Source organism: Companilactobacillus sp. HBUAS56275 (assembly GCF_036913655.1).
GTDB classification, from domain to species: Bacteria; Bacillota; Bacilli; order Lactobacillales; family Lactobacillaceae; genus Companilactobacillus; species Companilactobacillus pullicola.
The window spans coordinates 12,190-37,865 of the sequence record NZ_JAYKKK010000008.1; the positions used below are offsets into that span (position 1 = coordinate 12,190).

Annotated in this window: 25 protein-coding genes; 22 read left to right on the forward strand and 3 right to left on the reverse strand. The window is 35.7% G+C overall.

Translation table 11 applies throughout. The annotated features are described in order from the left end of the window. Positions 1-276: 276 nt before the first annotated feature. Both U8526_RS12380 and U8526_RS12385 read right to left on the reverse strand, forming a co-directional pair. Positions 277-813, reverse strand: a complete 537-nt coding sequence (locus U8526_RS12380) for a 3'-5' exonuclease (RefSeq protein WP_334342253.1) — start codon at positions 811-813, stop codon at positions 277-279. A 12-nt stretch (positions 814-825) separates the two neighbouring features. Next, positions 826-1,578, reverse strand: coding sequence for an exodeoxyribonuclease III (locus tag U8526_RS12385; protein ID WP_334342254.1), 753 nt, complete (start codon positions 1,576-1,578; stop codon positions 826-828). Between the two features lie 112 nt (positions 1,579-1,690). Here U8526_RS12385 and murB point away from each other — a divergent pair, with 112 nt between their 5' ends. From murB to U8526_RS12445, 12 genes are all read left to right on the forward strand, one after another. After that, positions 1,691-2,590 carry a UDP-N-acetylmuramate dehydrogenase gene (gene murB, locus U8526_RS12390; protein WP_334342255.1) on the forward strand — a complete coding sequence of 300 codons (900 nt, stop codon included), beginning with the start codon at positions 1,691-1,693 and terminating at the stop codon, positions 2,588-2,590. 20 nt (positions 2,591-2,610) lie between these two features. Further along, on the forward strand, positions 2,611-4,734 hold the full coding sequence (locus U8526_RS12395; RefSeq protein ID WP_334342256.1) for a cation:proton antiporter: 2,124 nt from the start codon (positions 2,611-2,613) through the stop codon (positions 4,732-4,734). 76 nt (positions 4,735-4,810) lie between these two features. Beyond that, on the forward strand, positions 4,811-5,668 hold the full coding sequence (gene cdaA / locus U8526_RS12400) for a diadenylate cyclase CdaA (RefSeq protein ID WP_334342257.1): 858 nt from the start codon (positions 4,811-4,813) through the stop codon (positions 5,666-5,668). Beyond that, positions 5,652-6,746, forward strand: a complete 1,095-nt coding sequence (locus U8526_RS12405) for a CdaR family protein (RefSeq protein ID WP_334342258.1) — start codon at positions 5,652-5,654, stop codon at positions 6,744-6,746. Before cdaA ends, U8526_RS12405 begins: the two co-directional genes overlap by 17 nt. Before the next feature lie 20 nt (positions 6,747-6,766). Continuing rightward, on the forward strand, positions 6,767-8,119 hold the full coding sequence (glmM, locus tag U8526_RS12410) for a phosphoglucosamine mutase (RefSeq protein WP_334342259.1): 1,353 nt from the start codon (positions 6,767-6,769) through the stop codon (positions 8,117-8,119). Between the two features lie 893 nt (positions 8,120-9,012). Beyond that, entirely contained in the window at positions 9,013-10,824 is a 1,812-nt protein-coding gene (gene glmS / locus U8526_RS12415; protein ID WP_334342260.1) for a glutamine--fructose-6-phosphate transaminase (isomerizing), read from the forward strand. 82 nt (positions 10,825-10,906) lie between these two features. Next, complete coding sequence (locus U8526_RS12420) at positions 10,907-12,502, forward strand: APC family permease (RefSeq protein WP_334342261.1); 1,596 nt, start codon at positions 10,907-10,909, stop codon at positions 12,500-12,502. A 3-nt stretch (positions 12,503-12,505) separates the two neighbouring features. Beyond that, positions 12,506-13,036, forward strand: a complete 531-nt coding sequence (locus U8526_RS12425; protein ID WP_334342262.1) for a VanZ family protein — start codon at positions 12,506-12,508, stop codon at positions 13,034-13,036. A 98-nt stretch (positions 13,037-13,134) separates the two neighbouring features. Next, positions 13,135-14,064: an aldo/keto reductase gene (locus tag U8526_RS12430; protein ID WP_442886255.1), complete on the forward strand. Its 930-nt coding sequence runs from the start codon at positions 13,135-13,137 to the stop codon at positions 14,062-14,064. A gap of 27 nt (positions 14,065-14,091) precedes the next feature. Next, entirely contained in the window at positions 14,092-14,691 is a 600-nt protein-coding gene (locus U8526_RS12435) for an NAD-dependent epimerase/dehydratase family protein (protein WP_334342263.1), read from the forward strand. A gap of 136 nt (positions 14,692-14,827) precedes the next feature. Continuing rightward, positions 14,828-15,685 (forward strand): hypothetical protein, encoded by an 858-nt coding sequence (locus tag U8526_RS12440; RefSeq protein WP_334342264.1) that lies wholly within the window; start codon positions 14,828-14,830, stop codon positions 15,683-15,685. A 104-nt stretch (positions 15,686-15,789) separates the two neighbouring features. Continuing rightward, positions 15,790-16,524 (forward strand): YebC/PmpR family DNA-binding transcriptional regulator, encoded by a 735-nt coding sequence (locus U8526_RS12445; RefSeq protein WP_334342265.1) that lies wholly within the window; start codon positions 15,790-15,792, stop codon positions 16,522-16,524. A 36-nt stretch (positions 16,525-16,560) separates the two neighbouring features. Here U8526_RS12445 and U8526_RS12450 read toward each other — a convergent pair whose 3' ends face one another. Next, positions 16,561-17,448 (reverse strand): MurR/RpiR family transcriptional regulator, encoded by an 888-nt coding sequence (locus U8526_RS12450; protein ID WP_334342266.1) that lies wholly within the window; start codon positions 17,446-17,448, stop codon positions 16,561-16,563. Positions 17,449-17,616: 168 nt separating this feature from the next. Between U8526_RS12450 and U8526_RS12455 the strand changes: the two genes are divergently transcribed. The 10 genes from U8526_RS12455 (at position 17,617) to U8526_RS12500 (ending at position 25,664) form a co-directional block, all read left to right on the forward strand. Further along, the gene (locus U8526_RS12455; RefSeq protein ID WP_334342267.1) at positions 17,617-18,660 is read left to right on the forward strand and encodes a Gfo/Idh/MocA family oxidoreductase; all 1,044 of its coding nucleotides are present in this window, start codon (positions 17,617-17,619) and stop codon (positions 18,658-18,660) included. After that, on the forward strand, positions 18,660-19,637 hold the full coding sequence (locus U8526_RS12460; protein ID WP_334342268.1) for a Gfo/Idh/MocA family protein: 978 nt from the start codon (positions 18,660-18,662) through the stop codon (positions 19,635-19,637). Before U8526_RS12455 ends, U8526_RS12460 begins: the two co-directional genes overlap by 1 nt. 179 nt (positions 19,638-19,816) lie before the next feature. Further along, positions 19,817-20,785, forward strand: a complete 969-nt coding sequence (gene comGA, locus U8526_RS12465) for a competence type IV pilus ATPase ComGA (protein ID WP_334342269.1) — start codon at positions 19,817-19,819, stop codon at positions 20,783-20,785. Continuing rightward, complete coding sequence (locus U8526_RS12470) at positions 20,778-21,764, forward strand: type II secretion system F family protein (protein WP_334342270.1); 987 nt, start codon at positions 20,778-20,780, stop codon at positions 21,762-21,764. The genes comGA and U8526_RS12470 overlap by 8 nt, the downstream gene beginning before the upstream one ends. Next, a complete protein-coding gene (gene comGC / locus U8526_RS12475; protein WP_334342271.1) occupies positions 21,761-22,087 on the forward strand; it encodes a competence type IV pilus major pilin ComGC in 327 nt (108 codons plus the stop codon). The genes U8526_RS12470 and comGC overlap by 4 nt, the downstream gene beginning before the upstream one ends. Continuing rightward, positions 22,057-22,491, forward strand: a complete 435-nt coding sequence (locus tag U8526_RS12480) for a type II secretion system protein (RefSeq protein WP_334342272.1) — start codon at positions 22,057-22,059, stop codon at positions 22,489-22,491. Before comGC ends, U8526_RS12480 begins: the two co-directional genes overlap by 31 nt. Continuing rightward, positions 22,478-22,756, forward strand: a complete 279-nt coding sequence (locus U8526_RS12485) for a hypothetical protein (protein ID WP_334342273.1) — start codon at positions 22,478-22,480, stop codon at positions 22,754-22,756. The genes U8526_RS12480 and U8526_RS12485 overlap by 14 nt, the downstream gene beginning before the upstream one ends. Beyond that, entirely contained in the window at positions 22,734-23,207 is a 474-nt protein-coding gene (locus U8526_RS12490; protein ID WP_334342274.1) for a ComGF family competence protein, read from the forward strand. Before U8526_RS12485 ends, U8526_RS12490 begins: the two co-directional genes overlap by 23 nt. A 245-nt stretch (positions 23,208-23,452) precedes the next feature. Beyond that, complete coding sequence (locus tag U8526_RS12495) at positions 23,453-24,466, forward strand: class I SAM-dependent methyltransferase (RefSeq protein WP_334342275.1); 1,014 nt, start codon at positions 23,453-23,455, stop codon at positions 24,464-24,466. A 10-nt stretch (positions 24,467-24,476) separates the two neighbouring features. Next, positions 24,477-25,664 (forward strand): acetate/propionate family kinase, encoded by a 1,188-nt coding sequence (locus tag U8526_RS12500; protein WP_334342276.1) that lies wholly within the window; start codon positions 24,477-24,479, stop codon positions 25,662-25,664. The last annotated feature ends 12 nt before the right edge of the window (positions 25,665-25,676 follow it).

Sequence of the window (25,676 nt, forward strand, 5' to 3'; positions counted from 1 at the left end):
ATCGGCAAAGCCGATAACAATAATTTCATAGCTGAACGCATCCCCAATTTTTGCTCCGGACTAAAGAGTGCTTCTATATGTTTGTACGTTTTTAAATATTAGATAGTAAAGCAGTATTTATTAAGCAATTCAGATATATGGATATATCTTGAATACTTGATAGATGCTGTTTTTTATTGAATTGAATTTGTATGAAAACTAAAAAAGCGTCCATATAACCAACATAGTGGTTATATGGACGCTTTTGATTCAAAGATAATTTTGAAATGAAAGCTATTAACTAGTAAGCTTAACCATTCTTTTAATTTGTTCAGTTCCAAATTGTTGTTCTGTTTTAACGAGAATCTCGGCACAAGCTACACTGTCGGCTAGAGCGTTATGATGATTTCGTAGATCAATATTTAAACGCTCAGAAACGGTGTTCAGTTTGTGATTGGGAAAATCGGGGAAGAACTTGCGACTGGTTCTTAAAGTATCGATTGTTAAATATTTAGGAACCATTATGCCGTAGTTAACTAAAGTTTTTTTCAAAACGCTATTATCAAAACTGGCATTGTGAGCTGCTACAAGATGACTGCTATCAAATAAAGGACTGATGTGATTCCAAACTTGGTCAAAAGTAGGGGCATCTTGAACGTCTTCTGGTCTAATGTGATGGATTTGAATGTTACGGGGACTGAAGTATTGTTGAGGATTTATTAAAGTATAAAAATTATCAACAATTTGGTTGTTACGGACGAGGACTAGAGCTAAAGAACAAGCACTGTCTCGGCTTCCGTTGGCAGTCTCGAAATCCATTGAAACAAAATTCATAGAGTGATCTCCTTATATATCTAAGTCTAATTCGATGGGACAGTGATCTGAACCATATATATCTGTGTGAATGTCGGCAGCTTTCAGCATTTTTTCGCCATTATCGGAGAGAACGAAGTAATCAATTCTCCATCCAGCATTGTTTTGACGAGCATTGAAACGATAACTCCACCATGAGTATTTCACATCATCGGGATGCAAGGTTCTAAAAGTATCAATAAAGCCGCTGTTCAGCAATTCTGAGAACTTAGCTCGCTCTTCATCAGAGAAACCAGGGTTCTTATGATTGGTTTTATCATTTTTAATATCTATTTCTTCATGGGCTACGTTTAGGTCACCACATAGAGCAACTGGTTTATCAGCTGATAATTTCTTCATGTATGCTCTCAAAGCATCGTCATAACGCATCCGATAATCTAATCTCTTGAGCTTTTGTTGAGAATTAGGGGTATAGCTATTAATTAAGTAAAAATCTTTAAATTCTAAAGTTAAAGTTCGACCTTCATCGTCAAATTCCTCAATTCCTAATCCTTTTGTCACATTCAAAGGTTCTTCCTTAGTGAAAACGGCGGTACCAGAATAACCTTTCTTTTTTGCATAGAAAAAGTATTGATGATAACCGGGAAGGTCAAGATCGATTTGTCCTTCTTGTAGTTTAGTTTCTTGGATACTAAAAACATCAGCATCTAATTCATTAAAGGTTTCAGCAAAATCTTTCTTGACAGCTGCACGTAAACCGTTTACATTCCAGGATATAAGTTTCATAAAATCACCTCGGCACAATTATAGCATTATTGTGGTATTTGTTAGTTCGTTATGTATCTTAGTATGTGATAAAATTGTATATAAGTCTATGCAACATAAAGGATGATGAATATTGAAGTTTCCAGTTGAAGAATTACCTAATATTGAATTTAAAATAAATGAACCGCTCAGTAAGTATACTTTTACTAAAACGGGTGGAAATGCTGATGTCTTGGCTTTTCCTAAGACTCGTGAAGAGTTAGTGAAAATTGTCGATACAGCCAGGGTCAATAAGGTGGATATTACTATTATTGGTAATGCCAGCAATTTGATCATTAAAGATGGTGGTATTAGAGGAATTGTTATTATTTTACCTAATTTCCATAAAATTACTGTATCCGATACTAAAGTTACTGCTGAAGCTGGGGCCACGATTATTAATACAACGATTGCCGCTCAAAAGGCTGGCTTGACTGGTATTGAGTTTGCTGCCGGAATTCCAGGTAGTGTCGGTGGGGCAGTCTTTATGAATGCCGGTGCTTATGGCGGTGAAATTAAAGATGTTTTTGAGTCTGCGGAAGTATTATTACCAGATGGACATATTACAACAATCAATCATGAACAAATGGATTTCACATATCGTCACAGCTTGGTCCAAGACAATGGTGGAATCGTTATTAGTGCTACTTTTGCTTTAAAACGTGGTAAAAAAGAAGTTATTCAAGAAGAAATGGATCGTTTGAATGAATTGAGAAGATCTAAGCAACCACTTGAGTATCCTTCATGTGGTAGCGTCTTTAAACGTCCTAAGGGTCATTTCACTGGTCCATTGATCATCAAGGCCGGTTTGCAAGGCAAGATTGTTGGTGGGGCTCAGGTTTCTATGAAACATGCAGGCTTTATCGTCAATATTAAGCATGCCACGGCAACTGACTATTTGAATTTGATTCATCTGATTCAAAAGACTGTAAAAGAAAAATTTGATGTCGAACTTCATACCGAAGTTCGTATTATTGGTGAAGACGAAAAATAAAAGAATGGTAGGTGTTGTCTGTGGAAATAATTGAATCAATTATTTTGATTCTATCTTTATTAATTATTGCCAATATTGTAAGTCACTATTTTGTGTCAATTCCACCGAGTTTGTTACAAATTGCGGCGGGAGTTTTAGCGGCTTTGTTTATGCATGTAAAAATTTATGTTGATACAGAATGGTTTTTGCTGGCATTTATTGCGCCAATTCTATTCAATGATGGAAATAATTTCCCTAAACGAGAACTCTGGAAGTTGAAGGGTCCCATTTTGGGAAATGCAATTATCTTAGTTATTTTATCCACGGTAATTGGGGGAGTGTTTGTTAAATGGCTGATTCCTCAACTACCATGGGCAACTGCATTTACGTTAGTGGCAGTTTTGTCGCCAACTGATCCTATTGCGGTTGAATCCATTGCCAAGAAGGCTCATATTCCGGATAAATTGATGCATCTGATAAATGGAGAAAGTTTAATCAATGATGCATCTGGTTTGATCTGTTTCAAATACGGAGTTGCTGCAACAGTAACTGGAGCCTTTTCACTGAAAAGTGCAACAATGGACTTTTTTCATATCTCGATTATAGGTGCCTTAGTCGGTGCCATAATGATTTGGATTTTTAATGGAATTAGATTGTATCTGATTAATCAAGGTGTGGATGATTCAATTCTGCATGCGATTATTCAAATCATTATTCCATTTATTATTTATTACGTAGCTGAAGATGTCTTCGACGTTTCAGGCGTTGTAGCGGTCGTTATAGCGGGTATTTTGAATATTTCTTCTAGTAGAAATATTAGTAATTTCACACCCGAGATTAGACTGGTTACTTCTCGGACTTGGGATTTGGTTGTCTACGTTCTCAACGGCATTGTATTTATTCTTTTGGGAATTGAAATTCCATTTGCGATGGAAGAATTAGTTCATAACGATAACATCAATACTTTTGGAGCAACGTTATTAGCTTTTATTATTTGGATAATGTTAGTCGTGATTCGTTTCCTTTGGAGTTACGTCTATTCAACTTTTTCCAACAATGGGGATGGCAAAGTCGTTCTCTGGTCAAAAACTAGATTTGACGATTGTCTGATGTCAGGAATATCTGGCGTTCGTGGTGCTGTTACTATGGTTGGTGCGTTGTCAATTCCGATGACGATCAAAGGTGGAGCGGCTTTTCCTTCAAGAACGTTATTGTTGTTCATCGCTAGTGCCGTTATTATTTTTAGTTTATTAGGAGCTACGCTTTTAATCCCTATTTTGACTAAGAATAGTGCACCGGTTGTTTATCGTGGTAGTACGCTTACCTCTGAAAGTGATGAGGATGACGACGATGATGAGGAAGATGAAACACCAATTGAATTGACTCAATACGAGGCTAATCGAGTTATTTTAGAAAGAACGGTTAAGAAACTGCGTTCAGAAATGGATGATGGCGATACGGCGGTTTATTCATCCGTGATTGCTGAGTATTTGTATGATATACGAAATTTAGGTGCTCAATCACGAAATCAATCTAGAACACGTCAAATTAGCAAGCGTCGAGTTCACGGTAAAAAGGATGCTGAACTTTGGGATATTTCTTTCAACTGTGAATTAGAAGCTGTTGATGAATTATATGATAATCATGAAATATCCGATGAATCGTATGATTTAGCATTAAAGAAAATTGCTCGTTATAAAAAAGAAATCGTTCATCGACGCTATAATCAAACGGTTGAATTCTTTTATAACTATTTCCGAAGAACTTACTTACAAATAAAGCATTTGATTTATCGTTCCGTAAACTCGGATGATATTAAACAAATCAATCAGGATTCAATCAAAATTTCCATTGCTGGTGCAAAAAAGGCTTTAGAAAAATTACAAGAATTGAATCAATCGGATTCAGACGATTTTGATGATGACTTAATTTATATTTTCCAACGCCATTATGAAGATCGTTTGGAGTTGTTACAAGGTCGATATCGAGGACGTTCACCACAGTTTAATAGTGATCGAATGAACCTTGAAATCAAGGCTTTGAGTTATCGTCGAGCTTTTGTCCAAGATATGTTGGAACAAGGTAAGATCAGTAAGATGACGGCTAATGAGTTACGGAAGAATATTAATTATAGTGAAGAAGTAATTAATATTGGAATAGATTAAAAATACAAAATATGGTGAACTTTTATAATTTTTATTGTTTGTTATAATTAGTTCGAACTACTAAGGAGCTATGGAAATGAATTTTATACCAAGCAATATATTTACGTGGCAGAATTTGGCTAACTTGGTTGATATCTTGGTAGTCTGGTATTTTCTGTATAAAGTTCTGTCGATGTTACGAGGCACCAAGGCTGTTCAATTATTAAAGGGAATCATAATTATATTCGGGATTAAGCTCATTAGTTGGGCTTTAAACCTACATACAGTCTCTTATTTAATGGATCAGCTGATAAATTGGGGAATTATTGTTATTGTGATAATTTTCCAACCAGAAATTCGTCGTGGCTTGGAACATTTAGGCCGGTTGCCATTCTTTAGTTCGACTAGTAATGAAGAGGGCAAAACGAAGAATCACTTAATTGAAAGTCTGGATCAGGCTATTCAATATATGAGTAAGCGTCGAATTGGGGCGTTGATCACCTTGGAAATGAATACTGGTTTGGAAGAATATGTTGAAACTGGGATTGATCTGGATGCTGAAGTTACAGGGGCATTGCTGATCAATATTTTCATTCCTAACACGCCGCTTCATGATGGGGCGGTTATTGTTCGAAACAACCGTATTTCAGTGGCTGCTGCTTACTTACCGTTATCAGAGAGCAATACGATTCCTAAGGAGTTAGGAACTAGACACCGTGCTGCTGTTGGTATCAGTGAAGTAACCGATGCGATAACGATTGTTGTATCTGAAGAGACTGGTGGCGTTATGATCACAAGAAATGGTCATATGATGCTGGATTTGTCTCGAGAAGACTATTTGAAGTATCTCCAAGCACAGTTGAAGGATCCTAATGATAATGGCACACATTCAATCTTAGGTTTCTTGAAATTAAGCCGGAAGAAAAAGGAGAGACAAGATGAAAAAGATAATTAACAGTAATTATTTTTACGCATTTATATCTCTCTGTTGTGCCTTATGGTTATTCTTTTTTGTAAGCACACCCGGTGTGGGCTCAACAAGAGATTCTAATCAATCGAATACATCTACTGTAACTAAGAAGGCTACGATCACAGCTCCTTTACAACTACAGGCAGATGTTGACAAGTATTACATAACTGGATATCCTGAAAAAGTTAAAATAACAATCGAGGGTCCGGCAGCTTTAGTGACCGCAACAAGAAATACACAGAACTTTAATTTGTATTTGAATTTAAGAGACCTTTCAATTGGTCAACATCGAGTCCAAATTAAAGAAACTGGGTTAAACAGTGAACTTACATATAGCATTAAGCCAAAGTATGTAACAGTTAATATTCAAAAACGTGTTACACGAAGATTTGCAGTTGATGTTGATTATAATAAGGATTCACTGGCAAGTGGTTATGAAACTGGAACGACAGATGTGTCACCAGATACAGTAACAGTAACTGGTGCGGCCTCTGAAATTGCCAAAATTGACAAAGTAGTAGTTAAACCAAATTTACCTAAAGGAATAAAATCTACATTTGATCAAGAAGTTTTAGTGCAAGCTCTCGATAAAAATGGTAAAACTGTAAATGTTACATTAGATCCACAAACGGTTCATGTGAAGATTCCTATTTCAATTCAAAGTAAACAAGTAAGTATCAATTTGAAGCAAAAGGGAAATTCATCGGATACGAGTTATTCGTTTGAATCTGATGTTAAGAATATTAGGGTCTTTGGTACTAAGAGTCAGATTGATGCTATCGGCGATTCAATCGACATACCGGTTGATGTTTCTGATGCAAGCGGCAATAGTACAAAGAAGAATGTCGACCTGGGTGACGCTTTGGGTAACAAAGTAACCTTTACCGATCCAGGTACTATTAGTGTTACGATAAGTCATTCTAATTCTAGTTCAAGTACTAGTTCATCCAATACAACTGGAAACAGTACAGCTTCAACTAGTTCAGACTCTAAGAATGAAACAAGCAGTAATACGGATTCATCAAGCACTAATTCAACAAATGATAACAATGATAGCGAATAAACGCTGGGGGTATATTTTTCATGACAAAATATTTCGGAACAGACGGAGTAAGAGGTATTGCAAATAAAGAGCTAAGTCCAGAACTAGCTTTTAAATTAGGCCGTTGTGGCGGTTATGTATTAACACAACATTCAGATAATGAGAATGCACATCCACGTGTTTTAGTTGCCAGAGACACACGTATTTCTGGTCAAATGCTACAAAATAGTTTAATTTCAGGATTGCTTTCAGTTGGTATTGAAGTCTTAAACTTAGATGTTATTACAACTCCAGCCGTTGCATATCTTGTTCGTGCCGTTTCAGCTGATGCTGGTATTATGATTTCAGCTTCACATAATCCTGCTGAAGATAACGGTATTAAATTCTTCGGATCAGATGGTTACAAGTTACCAGATGATGTTGAAGAGGAAATCGAAGAACTATTAGACGCTAAAGAAGATACATTGCCAAGACCATCTGCTGAAGGTTTAGGTAGCGTTTCAGACTATCCAGAAGGTGCCCAAAAGTATTTACAATTCTTGAAACAAACTCTTTCTGATGATCTTAGTGGCATGAAGATCGTATTAGATACTGCTAACGGTTCAACAAGTCGTTTAGCAAGTACACTTTTTGCTGACTTGAATGTTGATTTTGAAATCATGGCATCACATCCAGATGGAATCAATATCAACAAGAATGTTGGTTCAACACATCCAGAGCAATTAGCTCAACGTGTTAAAGAATCGGATGCCGTAGCTGGATTAGCTTTTGATGGTGATGGAGATCGTTGTATTGCAGTTGATGCTGATGGAAACATTGTCGACGGTGATAAGATCATGTTCATTCTTGGTAAATATTTGCATGATGGTGGACGTTTAAAGAAAGATACGATTGTAACTACTGTTATGAGTAATATCGGCTTGTACAAGGCAATTGAAGCCAATGGCATGAACTCTGTACAAACAGCAGTTGGGGACCGTCACGTTGTTGAAGAAATTCGTGAGAATAACTACAACATCGGTGGTGAACAATCAGGACATGTTGTTTTGTATGAATACATGAACACTGGTGATGGTATGCTTACAGGTACACACCTACTTCACGTTATGAAGGAAACAGGCAAGAGCCTAGCTGAATTAGCTGCTCCTGTAAAAGTTTATCCACAAAAACTAGTTAATGTTCCAGTAGCGGACAAGAATTCATGGGACAAACACCAACCAATCCTTGATGTCATTAAGACAGTCGAAGACGAAATGGATGGGGATGGTCGTGTTCTAGTACGCCCTAGTGGTACACAAGCCTTACTACGTGTTATGTGTGAAGCTTCAACTGAAGAAAAAGTTAACGAATACTGTGATCAAATCGTTGCAGTCGTTAAAAGTGAGTTAAATTAAGACAAATAAATAAAGCTGATGATTTCGAAAATGAGATCATCAGCTTTTTTGGTTTGTATAGATTGGGGATATGAGTAATTTCCCGTCCTCCACAAAAATTGGGAATGCTGTTGGAACACTATGGGCGCGATTCGGAGCTAATTATTTTACACTTCGTGCAAAATAATGGATCTTCGAAGTCGGCCTTATTGTAATCGGCAAAGCCGATGACAATAATTTCATAGCTGAACGCATTCCCAATTTTTGCTCCGGACTAAAGAGTGGTTCTATTATTTTATTTAAGGACTGATACTAAGTAGATTTTATAGTTTGAGACTAATCAGGTTTGTTGTTTTCGGTTAAATAGATAATGCTTAGACGTTTTGAAGAGAGAATAATTAAAAGAGAAAGATGCTTATATCGACTTAACTAGTAGTTGATATAAACATTTTTTATTTTGGAGATGAAGAATTAAAGTTTTAATTATTTACCAACAAAAAAATCAAAGCAGAATCTAGTCTGGAGTAAAAAATCTGTGGGCCCTCAGTGGCGACATTCTACTTAGCTTGCGGAGCAAGGTTAGTAGAAGACCGGACTTGAAGATCCATAATTTTTTGCGAAGTGAAAAATTATTAGCTTCAAGCCGTGTCCGCCACGTTCCAGCGGCCCACAGATTTTTTGCGGAAGACGGCAGGTTAAGCAAATTTAAATAACATTGGTCTACATGACATATACCAATGTTTACAATCGGTACATACCACCTATACCATTTATAAAAAATATTAAAACTTTCTTGACATAATGATAACTAATTAGTATTCTAGTCATTGTCGCAAGGTAATAAGTATAGTTCAAATGACCTATACCATTTACAACAAAATAAACTATACCAATTGAGAAAGGCTATAATTATTATGTGTGGAATTGTCGGAGTAATTGGAAATAATAATACAACTGATATTTTATTAAATGGATTGGAAAAACTAGAATACCGTGGTTACGATTCAGCCGGTATTTATGTTAATAATCAAAAGGGCAAAGACTTCTTAGTTAAAGAAGTTGGTAAAATTAGTGAATTAGAAAATGCCGTTACAAGTGATGTTCAAGGCCTAGCCGGGATCGGTCATACTAGATGGGCAACGCACGGAAAGCCAACTATTGAAAATGCTCATCCTCATTTTTCAGAAGATAACCGTTTCTACTTAGTACATAATGGTGTTATCACAAATTATGATGAGTTGAAGAAAGAATACTTAGCTGATTTCAAATTTGAAAGTCAAACTGATACTGAAGTTGCCGTACAATTAGTTGATTATTTTGCTAAAAAGGGTATGGACGGTGAAGCTGCTTTTAGAAAAGCACTCAGTTTGATCGAAGGTTCATATGCTTTTGCTATGATCGATAAAGAAGAACCAGATCGTATCTTCGTTGCTAAAAATAAGAGTCCACTTCTCATCGGTTTGGGAGACGGCTTCAACGTTATCTGTTCAGATGCTATGGCTATGCTTGACCAAACTCATAAATTTGTTGAAATTCATGATGGTGAAGTTGTTATCTTGAAGAAAGATTCTGTTGAAATTAGCAAGATTGACGGTACTAAGGTACAAAGAGATCCTTATATGGTCAACATTGATGAGAATGATATTTCTAAGGGTACTTATGACCACTACATGTTGAAAGAAATTGACGAACAACCAAATGTCATGAGAAAGATTTCTAAAAATTATATCAATGACGATGGTTCATTGAATGTTGAACAAGACCTTTTGGATGAAATCAAGAAAGCTGATCGTTTATATATTGTTGCTGCCGGAACTAGTTATCATGCCGGCTTGGTTGGTCGCAATATTTTCGAAAAGATTGCCGATGTGCCTGTAGATGTTGAATTGGGAAGCGAATTTGGTTACCATATGCCAAAACTTTCTAAGAAACCATTCTTCATTTTCTTATCACAAAGTGGTGAAACTGCTGACAGTCGTCAAGTGTTGGTTAAAGTTAATGAGATGAAATTACCAAGTTTAACAATGACAAATGTTGCTAACTCAACACTTTCTAGAGAAGCTACATATACTATGGAATTGTTAGCTGGACCAGAAATTGCCGTTGCCTCAACCAAAGCTTATACAGCACAAATTGCTGTTGAAGCGGTGTTGGCTAAGGCTTTGGGTGAAGCTAAGAATTTACCAATTGCTAAAGAATTTGATCTTAAAGAACAATTAGCTTTGGCTGCTAACGGAATTCAAACTATTGTTGATGAAAAAGATAAGATTAAGGAATTAACAGCTGATTACTTAACAGGTAAATCAGATGCCTTCTATATCGGTAGAGGTGTTGATTACGCTCTATCACTAGAAGCAGCTCTTAAACTAAAAGAAATTTCTTATATTCACGCTGAAGGCTTTGCTGCCGGAGAATTGAAGCACGGAACAATTGCTTTGATTGAAAAAGATACACCTGTCTTTGCCTATGTGAATGATGGTATTGGTGCAAGTCATACTCGTGGTAACATCCAAGAAGTAGAAGCACGTGGAGCTCATGTTCTAGTTATTGCTAGTCAAAAATATGCTGAAGCAGGAGATCAAATTGTTATTCCTGAAATTGATGAATTGATTTCCCCAATTATTAGTATTGTTCCTGCTCAAATGATTGCTTACTACGCAAGTTTGGCACGTGGAAACGATGTCGATAAACCTCGTAACCTTGCAAAAAGTGTCACAGTAGAGTAGCCTAAATTTACATAATGGATATATAATAGTCTTCGTAATGAAGGCTATTTTTTTATTATAAAAATTATAGATTGGTGGTTTTATGGGAAATAAAAAATTAAATTTGTTCTCAACAGTAATGTTTGGGCTAAGTGCGATTATTGGTTCAGGCTGGATGTTTGGATCTAGTCAGGCGGCGCAAATAGCCGGTCCAGCAGCAATTATTGCGTGGATTGTGGGAGCAATTTTAGTAGCAATGATTGCAATGGTTTATGTCGAAATTGGGACGATGTTTCCGGAAGAGGGAGCTATGAGTCGATTTACGATGTACACTCATGGTTCGTTGTTAGGACATATTTTCTCATGGGCTAATTGGATTTCATTATTAGCAATTTTACCAATTGAAGCAGTGGCCTCAGTTCAGTATATGAGCACTTGGCCATGGTCTTGGGCTAATTGGACGCATGGATTTATGAAGGGCGGACAGCTTAGTTTTCAAGGAATTATGATGGCAACAGTGATGCTGTTCATCTTTACAATTATTAATTATTGGTCAGTCGCTATTATGGCCAAATTTAATAACTTCATTTCAGTTTTAAAAGTAGTCGTACCAATAATCACAATGATTGCCTTGGTTACGGCACATTTCGATTTTAATAATATGGGTAGTTCATTTAGTGAATTTATGCCTAATGGTACGGCATCAATATTTGTAGCTATTGGTAGTGCCGGAATCATTTACTCTTACGTGGCTTTTCAAACGGTCATTAATTTGAGTAATGATATTAAAAAACCGTCTGTTAATATCAGACGAGGAATAATTTTATCGTTATTGATCAGTGCTTTGATTTATATCGCATTACAAATTGTCTTTATCGGAGCATTGCCACAGTCAATTGTTAATGGTGGTTGGTCAAAGATCAACTTTAATTCACCATTTGCTGATTTGGCTATCTTGTTGAATATTTATTGGTTATCGACATTGGTTTACTTCACAGCCTTTATTTCACCGGTCGGTAGCGGAATTGCTTTTGCATCTTCAGCAAGCAAATCATTATCATCGATGCCTAAGAATAAGCATTTGCCATTGTTCTTGAGCAATTCGAATAACAAATACAATTCGCCACGGATAGCTTTAATGGTCGATTTTGTGGTCAGTTTCATTTTGATTTTACTATTTAAGAATTGGTCATTACTATCACGTGTAGTTGCAGCATCAACGTTGATTTCCTTGCTATCAGGTCCAGTTGTGGCAGGAAGTTTGCGTAAAATGGGTCCGGAATTAAGACGACCAACAAAAATTAAAGGAATGAAAATTCTAGCTCCAGTTGTTTTTGATTTAATTAGTTTGGCAATTTATTGGGCTATGTTCCCAACGACCGTAGAGGTTATCGTAATCATTATCGTTGGTTTGCCAATCTATTTTGTTTACGATTATCGTCGTGGTTTTAAAGAGTTTAAGCAGAAATTATATGCCAGTTTGTGGCTGATAGTTCATCTGTTTGGTTTATCAATTATTTCTTGGATTGGTGGATCAGACTTTGGTGGAATGAATTTGATTAAGTATCCAATGGATTTCGTTGTTATATTGATTTTCTCAACTGTTATGTATTATTGGGCAACTCATTCATTGTATTATTCTGGTTATTTCGATGATGCTAAAGAGATCAATGCAACAGTTAAGTTGGAAAATAATTAGTCAATGAATAGTTTGAAAACAAAACAAAAATGGTTCTGGGGAATAGTAGTTTTAATTGAAGCTATTCTTTTCTACAGTTCGTCAATGACCTATAAGGAACAGACTTCAGTGCCTTTTTTAGAAAAATATTTATCCGGAAGACCTTTTGCTAATGCTTTAAAAGGAATTCATTTTACCTATGGTGGTAAGGTTCAATCGATTGAGAATGATGGCTATTACCATTTTGTCGAGTTCTTTATACGAAAGGGAGCTCATTTCGGTATTTATTTGGCTCTAGGAGTATTTTTGTGCTTAGCTTTGTATACATATTTTAAAGATAACTGGCTTTTACAAACGATTATTCCTTGGTTATCTGCAACGGGATTAGCCGCTTTTGATGAATTTCACCAAGGTTTAACTGGAGGTAGAACTCCTTCAGTAGTGGACGTAATCCTTGATAGTTCGGGCGCTTTGTTGGGCTCAGTTGTCGTTGTACTGATACTGTATTTTGTTATAAAACATAAGGATAAGAATAAAATTTTTTCAATTAAATAAGCTCCAGATAATAAGATTATGCGAAAGCATAATCTTATTATTTTTGCCCAAAATGCTATATCATGTGGTTAAAATTTTTAGAAGGAGGTATCGGGCTTATGAACATGGATGACGATGTGGTAGAGATCGGTGAAACGTCAGTATTGAGTCGTAAAATGGGCCTAGGTACTAACAAAGTTGGGAAGAGTGATATCTACAAAGACGTTAAAGATGCCGATGGCTTTGGACTTGTCAAAAAAGCTATCGATTCGGGAATGACGACTATTGATACGGCGTATGCATATGGCAAAGGTCGTTCGGAAGAAATCATTGGTGACGTTATTAAGCATTATGATCGTAGTGACATTGTAATAGCGACCAAGGCTGCTCAAGATCCAGAGCGTGATTATGCTATTAATAATTCCCCGGAGTTTTTAAAGAAGTCTGTGGATCAAGCTCTTGAACGATTAAAAGTTGATTATATAGATATTTTTTATATACATTTTCCAGATAAAGATACACCTAAGGCTGAAGCTCTCTCAGCTTTGGAAGATATGCGTGAAGCTGATAAGATCAAAGCCATTGGGGTTTCTAACTTTACTTTAGATCAAATCAAAGAAGCCAATATAGACGGTTTCGTCGATGTTGTAGAAGATAATTACAGTCTGGTTCATCGCAATGCTGAAAAAGAGCTGTTTCCTTATTTACGTGAAAACAATATTTCATTCGTACCATACTTTCCTTTGGCTTCTGGTACTTTGACCGGAAAATATCAAGCAAGTGATTATGCCAAAGTTCCACGTTTTTCAAAAGAGGAGTTTGGACAAATTGTAACGTCACTTGATCCGGTTAAAAAAATTGCCGCTAAGTATGACGCAACTGTCACGCAATTGTTGTTGGCTTGGTACATGATGGATCCAGATATTTCAATCGTAATCCCAGGTGCTAGAACTGTTGAGCAAGTGGAACAAAATGCTAAGTCCTGGGATATCCATCTAAGTAAAGAAGATTATCAAGCGATTGATACAGCTTTTAGTGATTTTAAATAAAAAATAAATTTAGAAGAAGTGATCATTATGGCAAAGAAAGTAGTGATTTTAGGTGCAAACGGCTATGTGGGAGGAGTTTTTGCAAAACAATTCCTCGATAGAGGCGACAGTGTAGTAAGTATTTCCCGCTCAGGACGTCCAGATAAAGATGTCGATTGGTATGACAAAATTGATTGGGAAATGGGTGATCCATTGGATAAAGATGCTCCTTGGGAAAAATATTTAGCTGGTGCTGATATTTTAGTTGATACCGTGGGTGAATACATGGAACATCTTGATAAAGGTATGACGTATGAGAAGGTCAATTATCAAACAGCTTTAAATATTGCCGATGCCGCTGAAAGACAAAAAGTTCCTATCTTTATTTTTATTTCCATCGACGATGATCCTGCATTTCCAGACCGTCGACTCTTTACAACTAAACGGGATGCCGAAGATTATTTGAAACAACGTGATTTTATTTCTATCTTGGCGCGTCCATCGGCTATGTATCCAGCAGATCAATACAAAAAGGGTGAAGGTCCACATCGTAGTTTGTTAGTTGATGATGTTGCTAGCTCAGTTATTGCCGCTACTGATACTGTTAAAGAAACGGAAACTCTGAAGGTTGATGATCTTGAAAGATAATTGATTTTTTTAACGTGATGCAAATTCCTGCATTGCGTTTTTTTAGGCAAAAAATATAAAAACTTGTGATAGAAGTTGTATTATATGTTTAAACATATATGCATACGGTTTCATAATTACAAGGTGGTTTAGTAGTATGACAAATATAAATATTGATAGAAGATTAGCGGTGATTGTAGCGGTCGGATTGAATTTGATTATTTATTTGTTTTACCAAGTAGTTGTTATACGTGCTGATGATTTGAATACGTCAGAAGTTAACTCGTCAAGCTCCGTGACCAATTTTTTGACACCAAGTACTGAACACGATAATAAAAGTAATTCTTCACTTGATGAATCAGTGGATATCAGTGCGGATGTTAAAAAGGATAATATTTCAGATTATCTCAATGGTGTTATCTCTAATAAGGATATTAATATTTCCAATTTGACCAATAATGTCGTCTATGATGAGAAAACGGATAAATTTGTTATTCCAGCTGGTACTAGGGAATTTGAATTTCATTGGGATGCGAATTCCACAACTGATGGAAAAGAATATAGTGGAACCTATAAAGTTTATCTGAACAGTCATGATGTTGTTATGACGGCTGATCCTACAACTGGTGATAACAAGAATGATGTTAATGTGGATCAAAATACCAAGGTTCCTAACAAAAACTTGACTCAGGATTTGAAGGACAGTACTAATGCTGTGAATAAAGCCAATGAGCCGTCATTAGAAGACTCATTTCCTAAACGGGGCACGATTATAATGTTTGGCAACGTCTACAGTATTTCAGGTCCGGTTGAGCCCAAAAAGAAACTAAGAATAGAATCGAGTTATAAATCTAGTATTGCTAAATACAATCCTAATTTTTTACAACCGAGTGTAAAAATGCTTCCTGAGGCGGGAAATAAGAGTGGTGATTTTCTAACAATTTTAGGGATGACGATTGGCATATTGACGGTAATTGTAATCGATATCAGGAAGACTCATCAATATGGCAAATAAATATTATTTTTTAGCGTTTATTTACGCTACAAATATTGAAATAACAGTGTTACTTTGATAAAATTATATGCGGTTTACAATAATCATGAAAGAAGGAAACAGAAATGTCAGGACATTCAAAATGGCATAACATCCAAGGTAGAAAAAATGCCCAAGATGCAAAACGTGGTAAAATCTTCCAAAAGCTGTCTCGTGAGTTATTCATGGCAGCTAAATCGGGTGGTGCCGATCCTAACGATAATGCTGCCCTTCGTTTAATCGTAGATAAAGCTCGTGCAGCTAATATGCCAAAGGACAACATCAAACGTGCCTTAGACAAGGCTGAAGGTGGCAGTGATGAACATTATGATGAAGTTACATACGAAGGCTATGCTCCAGGTGGAGTTGCAGTTTTAGTAGAAGCTTTAACAGATAACAAGAACAGAACTGCTTCTGCCGTACGTGTTGCATTTACCCGTAACGGAGGAAGCATGGGCTCAAGTGGTTCAGTTGCTTACATGTTCGACCGTAAAGGTTATATCGTCTTGGATCGTTCAAAGAATACTCAAGATGAGGATACAGTTTTGATGGATATCATGGACTTAGGTGCCGATGATCTACAAACATCAGATGACGCTTATGAAATCTATACGGAAGCTAAAGAATTCGCAGCTGTTCGTGATGGTTTAATCGAAAAGGGTTATGAACTTGCCGATTCAGAATTGACAATGATTCCACAAAACACAACACCAGTTCCAGAAGAGAAAAAAGAACAATTTCAACATATGATTGATCAACTTGAAGATGATGAAGATGTTTCAGAAGTTTATACTGCTGCTGCAGATGCTGATGATGAATAATAAGTTCTTTAACTAAAAAGATCGTAAACAATTTGTTTACGATCTTTTTTTGTCGTCTGAAATATTATCAAGAATGTCATTGGAAGTTAGTTTTTCGTAGTTGCTCTGTAATTTAATCAGGTTCTTTTTATAAGATTTAGCGTAGACAATGGCAAAAAGAGTATCCAATAAATATTCAAAGGTGATCTGTGAGGCAAAAGTGCTGACTTTGAAGATATTATATTCATTTTGAACGATTGAAATAGTTTGGGATGCATATTGAATCATCTGACTGTCGGGATTGCCAGTTATTAAAAGCGTTGGGACTTTTTGTTGATGTAAAAATTTGATCAGTTTTAGATAGTTGGAGCTGTTTCCGGTATAAGAGAGAAAGATGGCTAGATCATTTTCATTCAGATTAACTGAGGTCCAAGATTCATCGCTGTATTCTTCAGCTATAATGGCAAACTTATTGATTTTGACTAATTTGCTTTGAAATCCCCGGGCACGAATTTGAGTATCACCGATAGCAAAGAGGACTAGTCGATTACTATTCATAATTTTAGTGGCTGCAGCGGTTAATTCTTTTTCAGTTAATTGAGCTAAGGCTCTTTTGACGGCATTGATAGTTAAATCAGAAATATTTTTAGCAATTTCAACGGCGGTATTCTCTGATGAAAAAGGGAAATTAGCATCAACGGCGTTCAGCTTGGTGATGTTTTGTTGCACATCTTTAGTGATGTCTTGGCGCATAGCTCGAAAGCCACTGTAGTCTAACTTTTGGGCGAAACGAACAATGGCAGAATGGGATGTGTAAGTCTTGGAAGCCAGGGTTTGAATGGACATAGTGGAAACGGCGGTTAAATTATTTTCGATGTATTTGGCAATTCGTTGTTCATTGTCAGTTAAATCTTGAACGTGAGTGATTCTATCTGAAAAAAGCATGGGTAAATCTCCTTTGTACTGATTATAACGAATCTATTGAACATAATGTTTATGAGTTTGGTGTAATTAATATTTATTCTTGTTCATTGTGACCAGTTTCATGGCAAAAGGTTATCAAGAAATAATTTTGCCTGTAGAGTGTATTTATGGATACGAGGAGGAATTATTATGAAAAAATTGACCATCGCATATATCGGAAATGGGAAGAGTGCTAATCGATATCACTTGCCATTTTCATTAAAATTAAAGGATCAAATTAAAGTAAAAACAATCTATGCTCGTCATATTAGTCATGAAGTGTGGAAAAAAATTGACGGCATTCAGTATACAACTGATGTAAATGATATTTATAACGATCCCGAAATAGATTTAGTTGTTTTATCAGTTCCAGCAGGAGTCCATTACAAGCTCGCTAAAGAAGTTCTTGATCATAATAAGAATGTTCTAGTGGAGAAACCATTTACGGAAACAGAGGCTCAAGCCAGAGAATTATTCCAATTGGCTAAGGAAAAACATTTGTTAATTCAATGTTACCAAAATCGTCGTTATGATTCTGATTTTCTGACCGTTCAGAAAGTAATTGAAAGTGGAAAACTTGGGGACATCTTAGAAATTGAATCGACGTATGACTATTTCCGTCCGTATATTCCTGAAGGTGAAAAAGAGTTTTCAGTTGGACATAGTTTCCTATACGGACATGCCTGCCATACATTAGATCAAATTATTTCATATTTTGGCAAAGCAGATAAGGTTCACTATGATATTCGTCAATTGTTGGGTAAAAATCGAATGAACGATTACTTTGATATTGACATGTATTACGGAATTATGAAAGTTTCAGTGAAATCGAGTTTTTTCAGGCTAGTACCTCGTCCTAGTTTCACTGTTTATGGTAAAAAAGGCGTTTTTGTGAAACAGGATATGGATCGTCAAGAAGTTGATTTAAAACATTTCTATATGCCAGATCATGCTGATTTTGGCTTGGATCGTCCAGAGGATTATGGAATGTTAACTTATCTGGATGACGATAATCAGTATCATCAGGAAAAAGTTGTTTCTGAAGTAGGCGATTATAGTCGTGTTTATCAAGGATTGTACGATGCCATTATTAACGGCCAACCAAAGACAGTTAAAGATGAAGAGACCATCTATCAAATGCACATGCTTGAAACTGGTATAAAAGAAATTACGGAAGAAAAGGAGAATCAATAATGAAATTAGCAATATTTGGAGCGGGAATGATCGTTAAGGACTTTCTCACAATGATTCATGATCTTCCTGAAATAGAATTGACCGCCATTATGGGGACGCCTAAGGATTTACCAACGATGGAAGAATTGCAAAAGAACGATGGAATCAAGAAAATTTATACCGATGCAAAGGAGTGCTTAGCTGATCCAGAGATCGATACGGTCTATGTAGCACTACCTAATTTCTTACATTATCAGTTTTCAAAGATGGCTCTAGAAGTTGGAAAAAATGTTATTTGTGAAAAGCCATTTACATTGAATTCTACTCAATTAGAGGAGCTGAATAAGTTGGCTCAAGATAAGGATCTAATTTTAGTTGAAGCCATTACAAATCAATACTTATCTAATTATCGATCCTTGAAGAATGCCTTACCAGAATTAGGTTCTTTAAAAGTAATTGAATGTAATTATTCACAGTATTCGCACCGTTATGACGCCTTTTTAGAAGGAAAAATTTTACCTGTTTTCGATCCTAAAAAGGGTGGTGGTGCCTTGATGGATTTGAATATTTACAACATTCATTTTGTTATTGGTTTAATGGGTGTTCCTAAAGCAGTGCACTACTATGCTAATGTGACACGTGGAATTGATACTTCTGGTATTTTGGTACTCGACTATCCTGAAACTAAGGTGGTCTGCATCGCTGCTAAAGATTGTTCAGCTCAGGTTACTTCAACTATCCAGGGTAATAAAGGATCAATTGTCGTTGATGGACCAACGAACGTGATGAAAGATTATAACGAACAATTAAATGGTGCCGAGTCTGAACAAGTAGATAAGAAAGTTCATCCACACCGTATGTATGAAGAGTTTAAAAACTTTAACCAAATGATTGAACAACATGATACGAAAGCTGCTAGTGAAAGAATGCAACACAGCATGATCGTTATGAATGTCGTTGATGCGGCATTGAAAGATTCAGGAATTAAATTAGGCTAGTTTCTCCTCCTTATTCAAATTTAAATAATAAATACGAACGGTCACTATTAAGATATCAAAGTATATATACATGCTTTGAGCACCTAGTAGTGGCCGTTTTTTAATCTAAAATTTCTAAATATTGCTGAAAGCTTTTTTATCCTTTTCTTCGTAATTTTTACCTGAAAGGGGGTCATTCGATGACAGCAGAATCGATGGTCAATAATTTGTTAACGGAAGCATGCATTAATAAAATCTCAGATATTTATTTTTTTCCACATGACAACTTCTATCATATCGAGGCCAGTAATTCTTTCCAGAATTATACAGTGGCTGATCTAACTAATGATGAAAGTTTTGCCATTATGAATTTTTTAAAGTTTAACGGAGGATTGGATGTTTCTGAACGTAGACGTTCACAGAAGGGAGCTTTTAATTTTAATTATCAAAATAAGCGGATATTTATTCGAATTTCCGCAGTTGGTGATTTTCAGAATCGTGAGTCAATGGTAGTACGGTTAATTTATCCACAGGAATTTAACTCAGTGGTAGATGAAGAAATCATTCAGAAAATTCTGCCGATTGCTCAGCAAAAAGGAATGATGTTATTTTCCGGTCCGATGGGTTCAGGGAAAACTTCTTTAATGTACACTTTGGGTCGTCAATTGAGTCTTACTAAAAAAGTTATGTGCATTGAAGATCCAATTGAAATTGTTGAAGATAGTTTCTTGCAGTTACAAGTCAATGATGAGGCGGGAATGACCTATGAAGAGCTGATAAAAACGAGTTTACGTCATCGTCCAGAAGTATTGATCATAGGTGAAATCAGAGATAAGAAAACAGCACAGCAGGCCATTCAAGCGGCTCTGTGCGGCTATACCGTTATGTCAACGATTCATGGGAAATCCAAATATTCAATTTTACAGAGGTTACGTCAATTTGGCATTGATGAAATCGATATTTTGAATGGGATAAATCTTATTTCCTATCAGCGGCTAGTACCAACTTTTCAGGAATTAGAATTATTCATCGATACTTTGGATGCACCCCAAATTGAGAAATATTTAAAAGATGAAGTTGTCGATAAGCATTGGCAATCTATGTTGGAAGAAGCGTATCAGTGTGGTCGAATTGATCAAACTACTTATCAGGAATATATTTATGGCTAAAAAACTTACGATGGCGAAAAAAGCTGAGTATTTAATTTTGATTAGTAAACTCTTGAAGAATGGATTTTCACTGGGTGATTCAATTAATTGTCTTCGTTTGTTGGATGATAACGTGGGAGTATTCGAATTAATTTATCATGATTTACGTCAAGGGAAGATGATTTCTCAGTCATTGATCCATTTTAATTTACCCACCGTCGTTTATAACCAGTTGATCATTGCGCAAGACCACGGAAAATTGGCACAAGCTTTGGAACAGACTGGGATTTTGTTACAGGATCAGGCTAAACAGAAGAATAAATTCAAAGAATTGTTAGCTTATCCCTGCTTTATTTTGATGTTCTTAATAACAATGTTAGTTGGAATGAAACTCTATATTGTGCCGCAATTGTCAGTTTCAGGTGGGGACAGCGCGATAAATCTGTTTCTAGGAGCAATCTTATTAGGATTATTTTTAATAATTTTGGGTACAGTAGGCTTAATAATTTTTCTCAAGAGGAAGGATGAATATTCTCGAGCACTTTTTCTTGTGAAGCTACCTTCCGTGGGGAGAATTTATCAAAGCTTTTATTATTTCTTGATTCTGCAAGGATTAGGGATGCAGTTAGCCAACGGAATGAATCTGTACAGTATCTGTGAAAAGAATAACCATTTTCAAAAAGGCTCTATTCAGGAACATCTAGCAGATAAATTCATTAATAGTTTGGTTGGTGGTAAAAGTCTCTTGTCATTGATTGAGCAGGAACCATTATTGCCAAAACAGTTACAAATCATTTTACAGGCGGGAGAGAGTGGAACGGCATTAGCTCAAGATATTTTGTTAATGTCGGAATTAAAATTTGAAGAAACACAACGTAATCTCAAAAAATTACTAGGATTAGTGCAACCAATTCTCTTTGCCATTATCGCGATTATTATCGTGGTGACTTATTTGATAGTTTTATTACCAATTTATGGAATGATGAAAGGAATCTCATGATGAATAAAATAAGAAAAGGTTTTACTTTAATTGAAATGGTTATCGTTCTGTTCATAATTTCACTGTTGCTTTTGATTATGATTCCTAATTTAACGAAACAACGTGATAATGCCAATGAGAAATCAAATGAAGCTTTGCAGACCACAATCATTAATCAAGCTGAATTATATTCTGAGAACCATTCAGATGATGATGTAACCATAGATAATTTAAAAAAAGACAATTATATATCTGAAAAACAAGTTAAGAGATTATCAAATTTGAATTTGCAGAAAGATAAAGACACTGGAGAATGGACACTGGTAAAAGAGGCTTCACATTAATTGAAACGGTAATTGGTTTAGCAATTGTTTGCGGTCTGATTGCTGTATCAGTGTGGAACCTTAAAGATTATCAGGCTCAAATTGAAGAAAAAGAGGGACTAGAGTGGTTTAAAAATTCTTTTAAAAATGAGATGAATTATTCTTATCTTTATCATGAATACGCTGGATTAAGGATTAGAGAAAATAAAATTACTTTTATAAGATATGCAGCCAATGGCAAAACAATTTTTAAGAAGAAGACTTTGCCTAAAACCTTAAAAAATACTAATGGTCCTATAGATTACTTTATTGGGGAATCAGGACAATCAGGTCCTAGAACAATCATTTTTACATCTCAATTAACACACCGAAAATATGAATATCGAATTCAAATGGGATGGGGTGAAATCATTGAGAAGACGTAGTGGTTTTATTCTGGTTGAAGCTTTGACCTCTTTAACAATCTCTTTGATGATTATTTTTATGCTCTCAATCTGCGTTAGTGAACAGTTTAAATTGATCAATGAGTGGGAGCAGAGAGTCAACGCCCATAAAATAATTTTGTTGCATTTAAAAAATAAGGACGTTCCCAATCAAGTAACGATAAAAAACAGAATTTACAATTATCAACAGATTGGAAATGTCTATCAAGTTAAGGTAAATAATCATGTCTATCAAGTCAAAAGTTAAGCGAAAAGGTTTTGTTCTGTATGAATCTATTTTAGCGTTGATGATAACTTTAATGACCCTGGGTATTTTACAGCAGTCATTATTAATAATGCGGACAGTACAGCACACTACTTTTAAAGATCAATTGCGTTGGCATGTGACTCAAGAAAAACTCCAAAGTGAGTTGGATCACGCCTTAAAAATAGATGAAATAACAAATAAACATATAATTTATACAAAACCGGAGTGGCTTGGCAAAAGTCATCCGGCTTTTGTTTTTGATATCTTTGGAAATGAGGGTAATAAAATGTTACGATATAAGACTGCTGTTGCTGGTGGACACGAACCCATTTTGATGAATCAGAAAGAAATTAAGATTGAAAAAGGTTCAAATTTAGTTATCATAACAACAGTGAACAAAGCCGGTGAAAAATCTGAAATGTACTTAACGTTGGATGAACGAAAAATATAGACGAAGTGGCGCGGTTTTATTGAACAGTATTTTAATATTATCGGTCGCAATTTTAGTCGTGGGATATACTAGTAATTTGATTGGTGAACAAATCTCGGGATACCGGCGTTTAGACGAGATTTATGAGCAACAAATTAACAATAGTTTTAATAAAAGTAATAAAATATACTATTGTGAATTAACGAATCCTTGAATAAAATCGCTTACAACGTTAAAATTCTAATTATTAGGCAAAGAGGTTAACCATGTCAGAAAAAGATATGCAAACATATTTTGATAAGATGAATCAAGCTAATTCTTTATTGAAAGGGGCTTTAAGGGTTAGTAACATTGAATCGCTCGCTGAGACATTGACTGATATTTCCGATGGTAGCGTTTACGTCGAGAACGGAGTTCCCGATAAAGAAACCGTCGCCAAGCTAGAAAATATCTATACGGAAATGAAGAATTTAAGTTTAACTCCACTTCAGTTGAAGCAAGCAATTACAATTTCAATTATTAAAGCTCAAAAAGAAGATGAAACTGAAGTCAATAAGTTGATGACTCCAGATGCAATCGGCTTGATAGCTAGCTTAATTGCTTATGAAATATTAAATGTTCAAAATAAGAAAGATGTGAACATAGTCGATCCGACTGTTGGAACAGGTAACTTACTGATTGAAGTCATTGAACAATTGAATATGACTGACAAATTTAATATCAATGCGGCAGCACTTGATAATGATGATGCTTTAGTTTCACTAACTAAAGCCTTTAGTGAAGTAATGAATCTTAATTTGGATGCTTATCATCAAGATAGTGTCGCTGATTGGGATATTACTGATATTGATTTGGCAGTAGCTGATTTACCAGTTGGTTATTATCCAATTGATGATAATGCTAAGAACTTCAAGACGAGATCAGACGAGGGACATTCATATGCTCACCATTTGTTGATTGAACAAACTATGAATAATTTAAATGACGGTGGAATTGGTATATTTATTGTACCTTCACAAATTTTCCAAACTGACCAAGCAAAGAAGCTATCTGAATGGATGGTTTCAAGCGTTTATTTGCAAGCTGTTTTAGATTTACCCGCAACTTTGTTTGCTTCTAAAGAGGCACAAAAAGCAGTCGTAGTTTTACAAAAACATGGCGGTAATGCTAAACAAGTAGGAAATGTTTTGATGGGCACAATACCTGACACCAATAACCCAAAGTCGTTTGAGGGATTTAAAGACCAGTTGCAAAGCTGGGCAAAAAATTTTAAAGGTTAGGTGAGATTAAATGTCTAAAATCATGGCCGTTAATTCTGGTAGCTCTACATTAAAATGGAAACTATATACAGTACCTGATGAAAAGGTTATTGCCAAAGGGATGGTAGATCGTTTGGGATTGCCAGATTCAGTTTTTGAAATTAAGTATAACGGCAAGAAGATCAGTGAAAAAGAGGATATTCCTGATCACGCAACTGCAGTTAATAAAATGCTTGATAAACTAATTGAATTAAAAATCATCAAGAGTTATGACGAAATTACTGGAGTAGGGCATCGTGTGGTTGCTGGTGGTAGTATTTTCAAAGATTCTGCCGTAATAACGCCACAAGTAATTAAGCAAATCAAAGATCTTTCTGAATTTGCTCCGCTACATAATCCTAGTCAAGCTACTGGTATTGAAGCATTTGAAAAGATTTTGCCAAATGTTCCTCAAGTGGCAGTCTTTGATACTTCGTTTCATCAAACGATGGATCCAGTAAATTACTTATATAGTATTCCTTACGAATATTATGAGAAATATGGTGTTCGTAAATTTGGAGCACACGGTACAAGTCATCGTTATGTATCGCAAGCGGCTGCTGATTATTTACAGAAACCAATCTCCGATCTTAAAATCATTTCAGCTCATCTTGGTAGTGGGGCATCTATTGATGCAATTAAGAATGGTAAATCAGTTGATACTTCCATGGGCTTCACGCCATTAGCTGGTATTACTATGAGTACTCGTTCAGGTGATATTGATCCTTCTTTGGTTGCCTATTTGATGCAAAAGAAGAAGATCACTGATCCAGATGAAATGGTAAATATTTTAAATAAAAAATCAGGTTTACTAGGAATTTCCGGTATATCTCCAGATATGCGTGATTTGTTAGCTACAAGAAGTGAAAATCACCGTTCCGAGTTAGCTATCGATATTTTTGTCAATCGAATTGTTAAATATATTGGTTCATATATTGCGCTCTTGGGTGGAGTTGACGCGTTGATCTTTACTGCTGGTGTTGGCGAAGGTAGTGCCGCAATTCGTGAAGAAATTGTAAATCACTTTAATTATCGTGGTATGAAGATCGATAAGGATGCTAATGAAAATGGCAAAGGAATTCATGTTATCAGTTCAAAAGATTCAACAACTGATGTTTTGGTTGTTCCAACTGATGAAGAATTGATGATCGTTCGCGATGTAGTTAGACTAACAAAGTAAATAATGAAAAAA

What these genes read in the sequence shown, in the direction of transcription:
- U8526_RS12380 (WP_334342253.1), bottom strand. Translation starts at nt 813, where the DNA reads ATGAATTTTGTTTCAATGGATTTCGAGACTGCCAACGGAAGCCGAGAC.
- U8526_RS12385 (WP_334342254.1), bottom strand. Translation starts at nt 1,578, where the DNA reads ATGAAACTTATATCCTGGAATGTAAACGGTTTACGTGCAGCTGTCAAG.
- cdaA (WP_334342257.1), top strand. Translation starts at nt 4,811, where the DNA reads ATGAATTTTATACCAAGCAATATATTTACGTGGCAGAATTTGGCTAAC.
- U8526_RS12405 (WP_334342258.1), top strand. Translation starts at nt 5,652, where the DNA reads ATGAAAAAGATAATTAACAGTAATTATTTTTACGCATTTATATCTCTC.
- glmM (WP_334342259.1), top strand. Translation starts at nt 6,767, where the DNA reads ATGACAAAATATTTCGGAACAGACGGAGTAAGAGGTATTGCAAATAAA.
- glmS (WP_334342260.1), top strand. Translation starts at nt 9,013, where the DNA reads ATGTGTGGAATTGTCGGAGTAATTGGAAATAATAATACAACTGATATT.
- U8526_RS12420 (WP_334342261.1), top strand. Translation starts at nt 10,907, where the DNA reads ATGGGAAATAAAAAATTAAATTTGTTCTCAACAGTAATGTTTGGGCTA.
- U8526_RS12425 (WP_334342262.1), top strand. Translation starts at nt 12,506, where the DNA reads ATGAATAGTTTGAAAACAAAACAAAAATGGTTCTGGGGAATAGTAGTT.
- U8526_RS12430 (WP_442886255.1), top strand. Translation starts at nt 13,135, where the DNA reads ATGAACATGGATGACGATGTGGTAGAGATCGGTGAAACGTCAGTATTG.
- U8526_RS12435 (WP_334342263.1), top strand. Translation starts at nt 14,092, where the DNA reads ATGGCAAAGAAAGTAGTGATTTTAGGTGCAAACGGCTATGTGGGAGGA.
- U8526_RS12440 (WP_334342264.1), top strand. Translation starts at nt 14,828, where the DNA reads ATGACAAATATAAATATTGATAGAAGATTAGCGGTGATTGTAGCGGTC.
- U8526_RS12445 (WP_334342265.1), top strand. Translation starts at nt 15,790, where the DNA reads ATGTCAGGACATTCAAAATGGCATAACATCCAAGGTAGAAAAAATGCC.
- U8526_RS12450 (WP_334342266.1), bottom strand. Translation starts at nt 17,448, where the DNA reads ATGCTTTTTTCAGATAGAATCACTCACGTTCAAGATTTAACTGACAAT.
- U8526_RS12455 (WP_334342267.1), top strand. Translation starts at nt 17,617, where the DNA reads ATGAAAAAATTGACCATCGCATATATCGGAAATGGGAAGAGTGCTAAT.
- U8526_RS12460 (WP_334342268.1), top strand. Translation starts at nt 18,660, where the DNA reads ATGAAATTAGCAATATTTGGAGCGGGAATGATCGTTAAGGACTTTCTC.
- comGA (WP_334342269.1), top strand. Translation starts at nt 19,817, where the DNA reads ATGACAGCAGAATCGATGGTCAATAATTTGTTAACGGAAGCATGCATT.
- U8526_RS12470 (WP_334342270.1), top strand. Translation starts at nt 20,778, where the DNA reads ATGGCTAAAAAACTTACGATGGCGAAAAAAGCTGAGTATTTAATTTTG.
- comGC (WP_334342271.1), top strand. Translation starts at nt 21,761, where the DNA reads ATGATGAATAAAATAAGAAAAGGTTTTACTTTAATTGAAATGGTTATC.
- U8526_RS12480 (WP_334342272.1), top strand. Translation starts at nt 22,057, where the DNA reads ATGGACACTGGTAAAAGAGGCTTCACATTAATTGAAACGGTAATTGGT.
- U8526_RS12490 (WP_334342274.1), top strand. Translation starts at nt 22,734, where the DNA reads ATGTCTATCAAGTCAAAAGTTAAGCGAAAAGGTTTTGTTCTGTATGAA.
- U8526_RS12495 (WP_334342275.1), top strand. Translation starts at nt 23,453, where the DNA reads ATGTCAGAAAAAGATATGCAAACATATTTTGATAAGATGAATCAAGCT.
- U8526_RS12500 (WP_334342276.1), top strand. Translation starts at nt 24,477, where the DNA reads ATGTCTAAAATCATGGCCGTTAATTCTGGTAGCTCTACATTAAAATGG.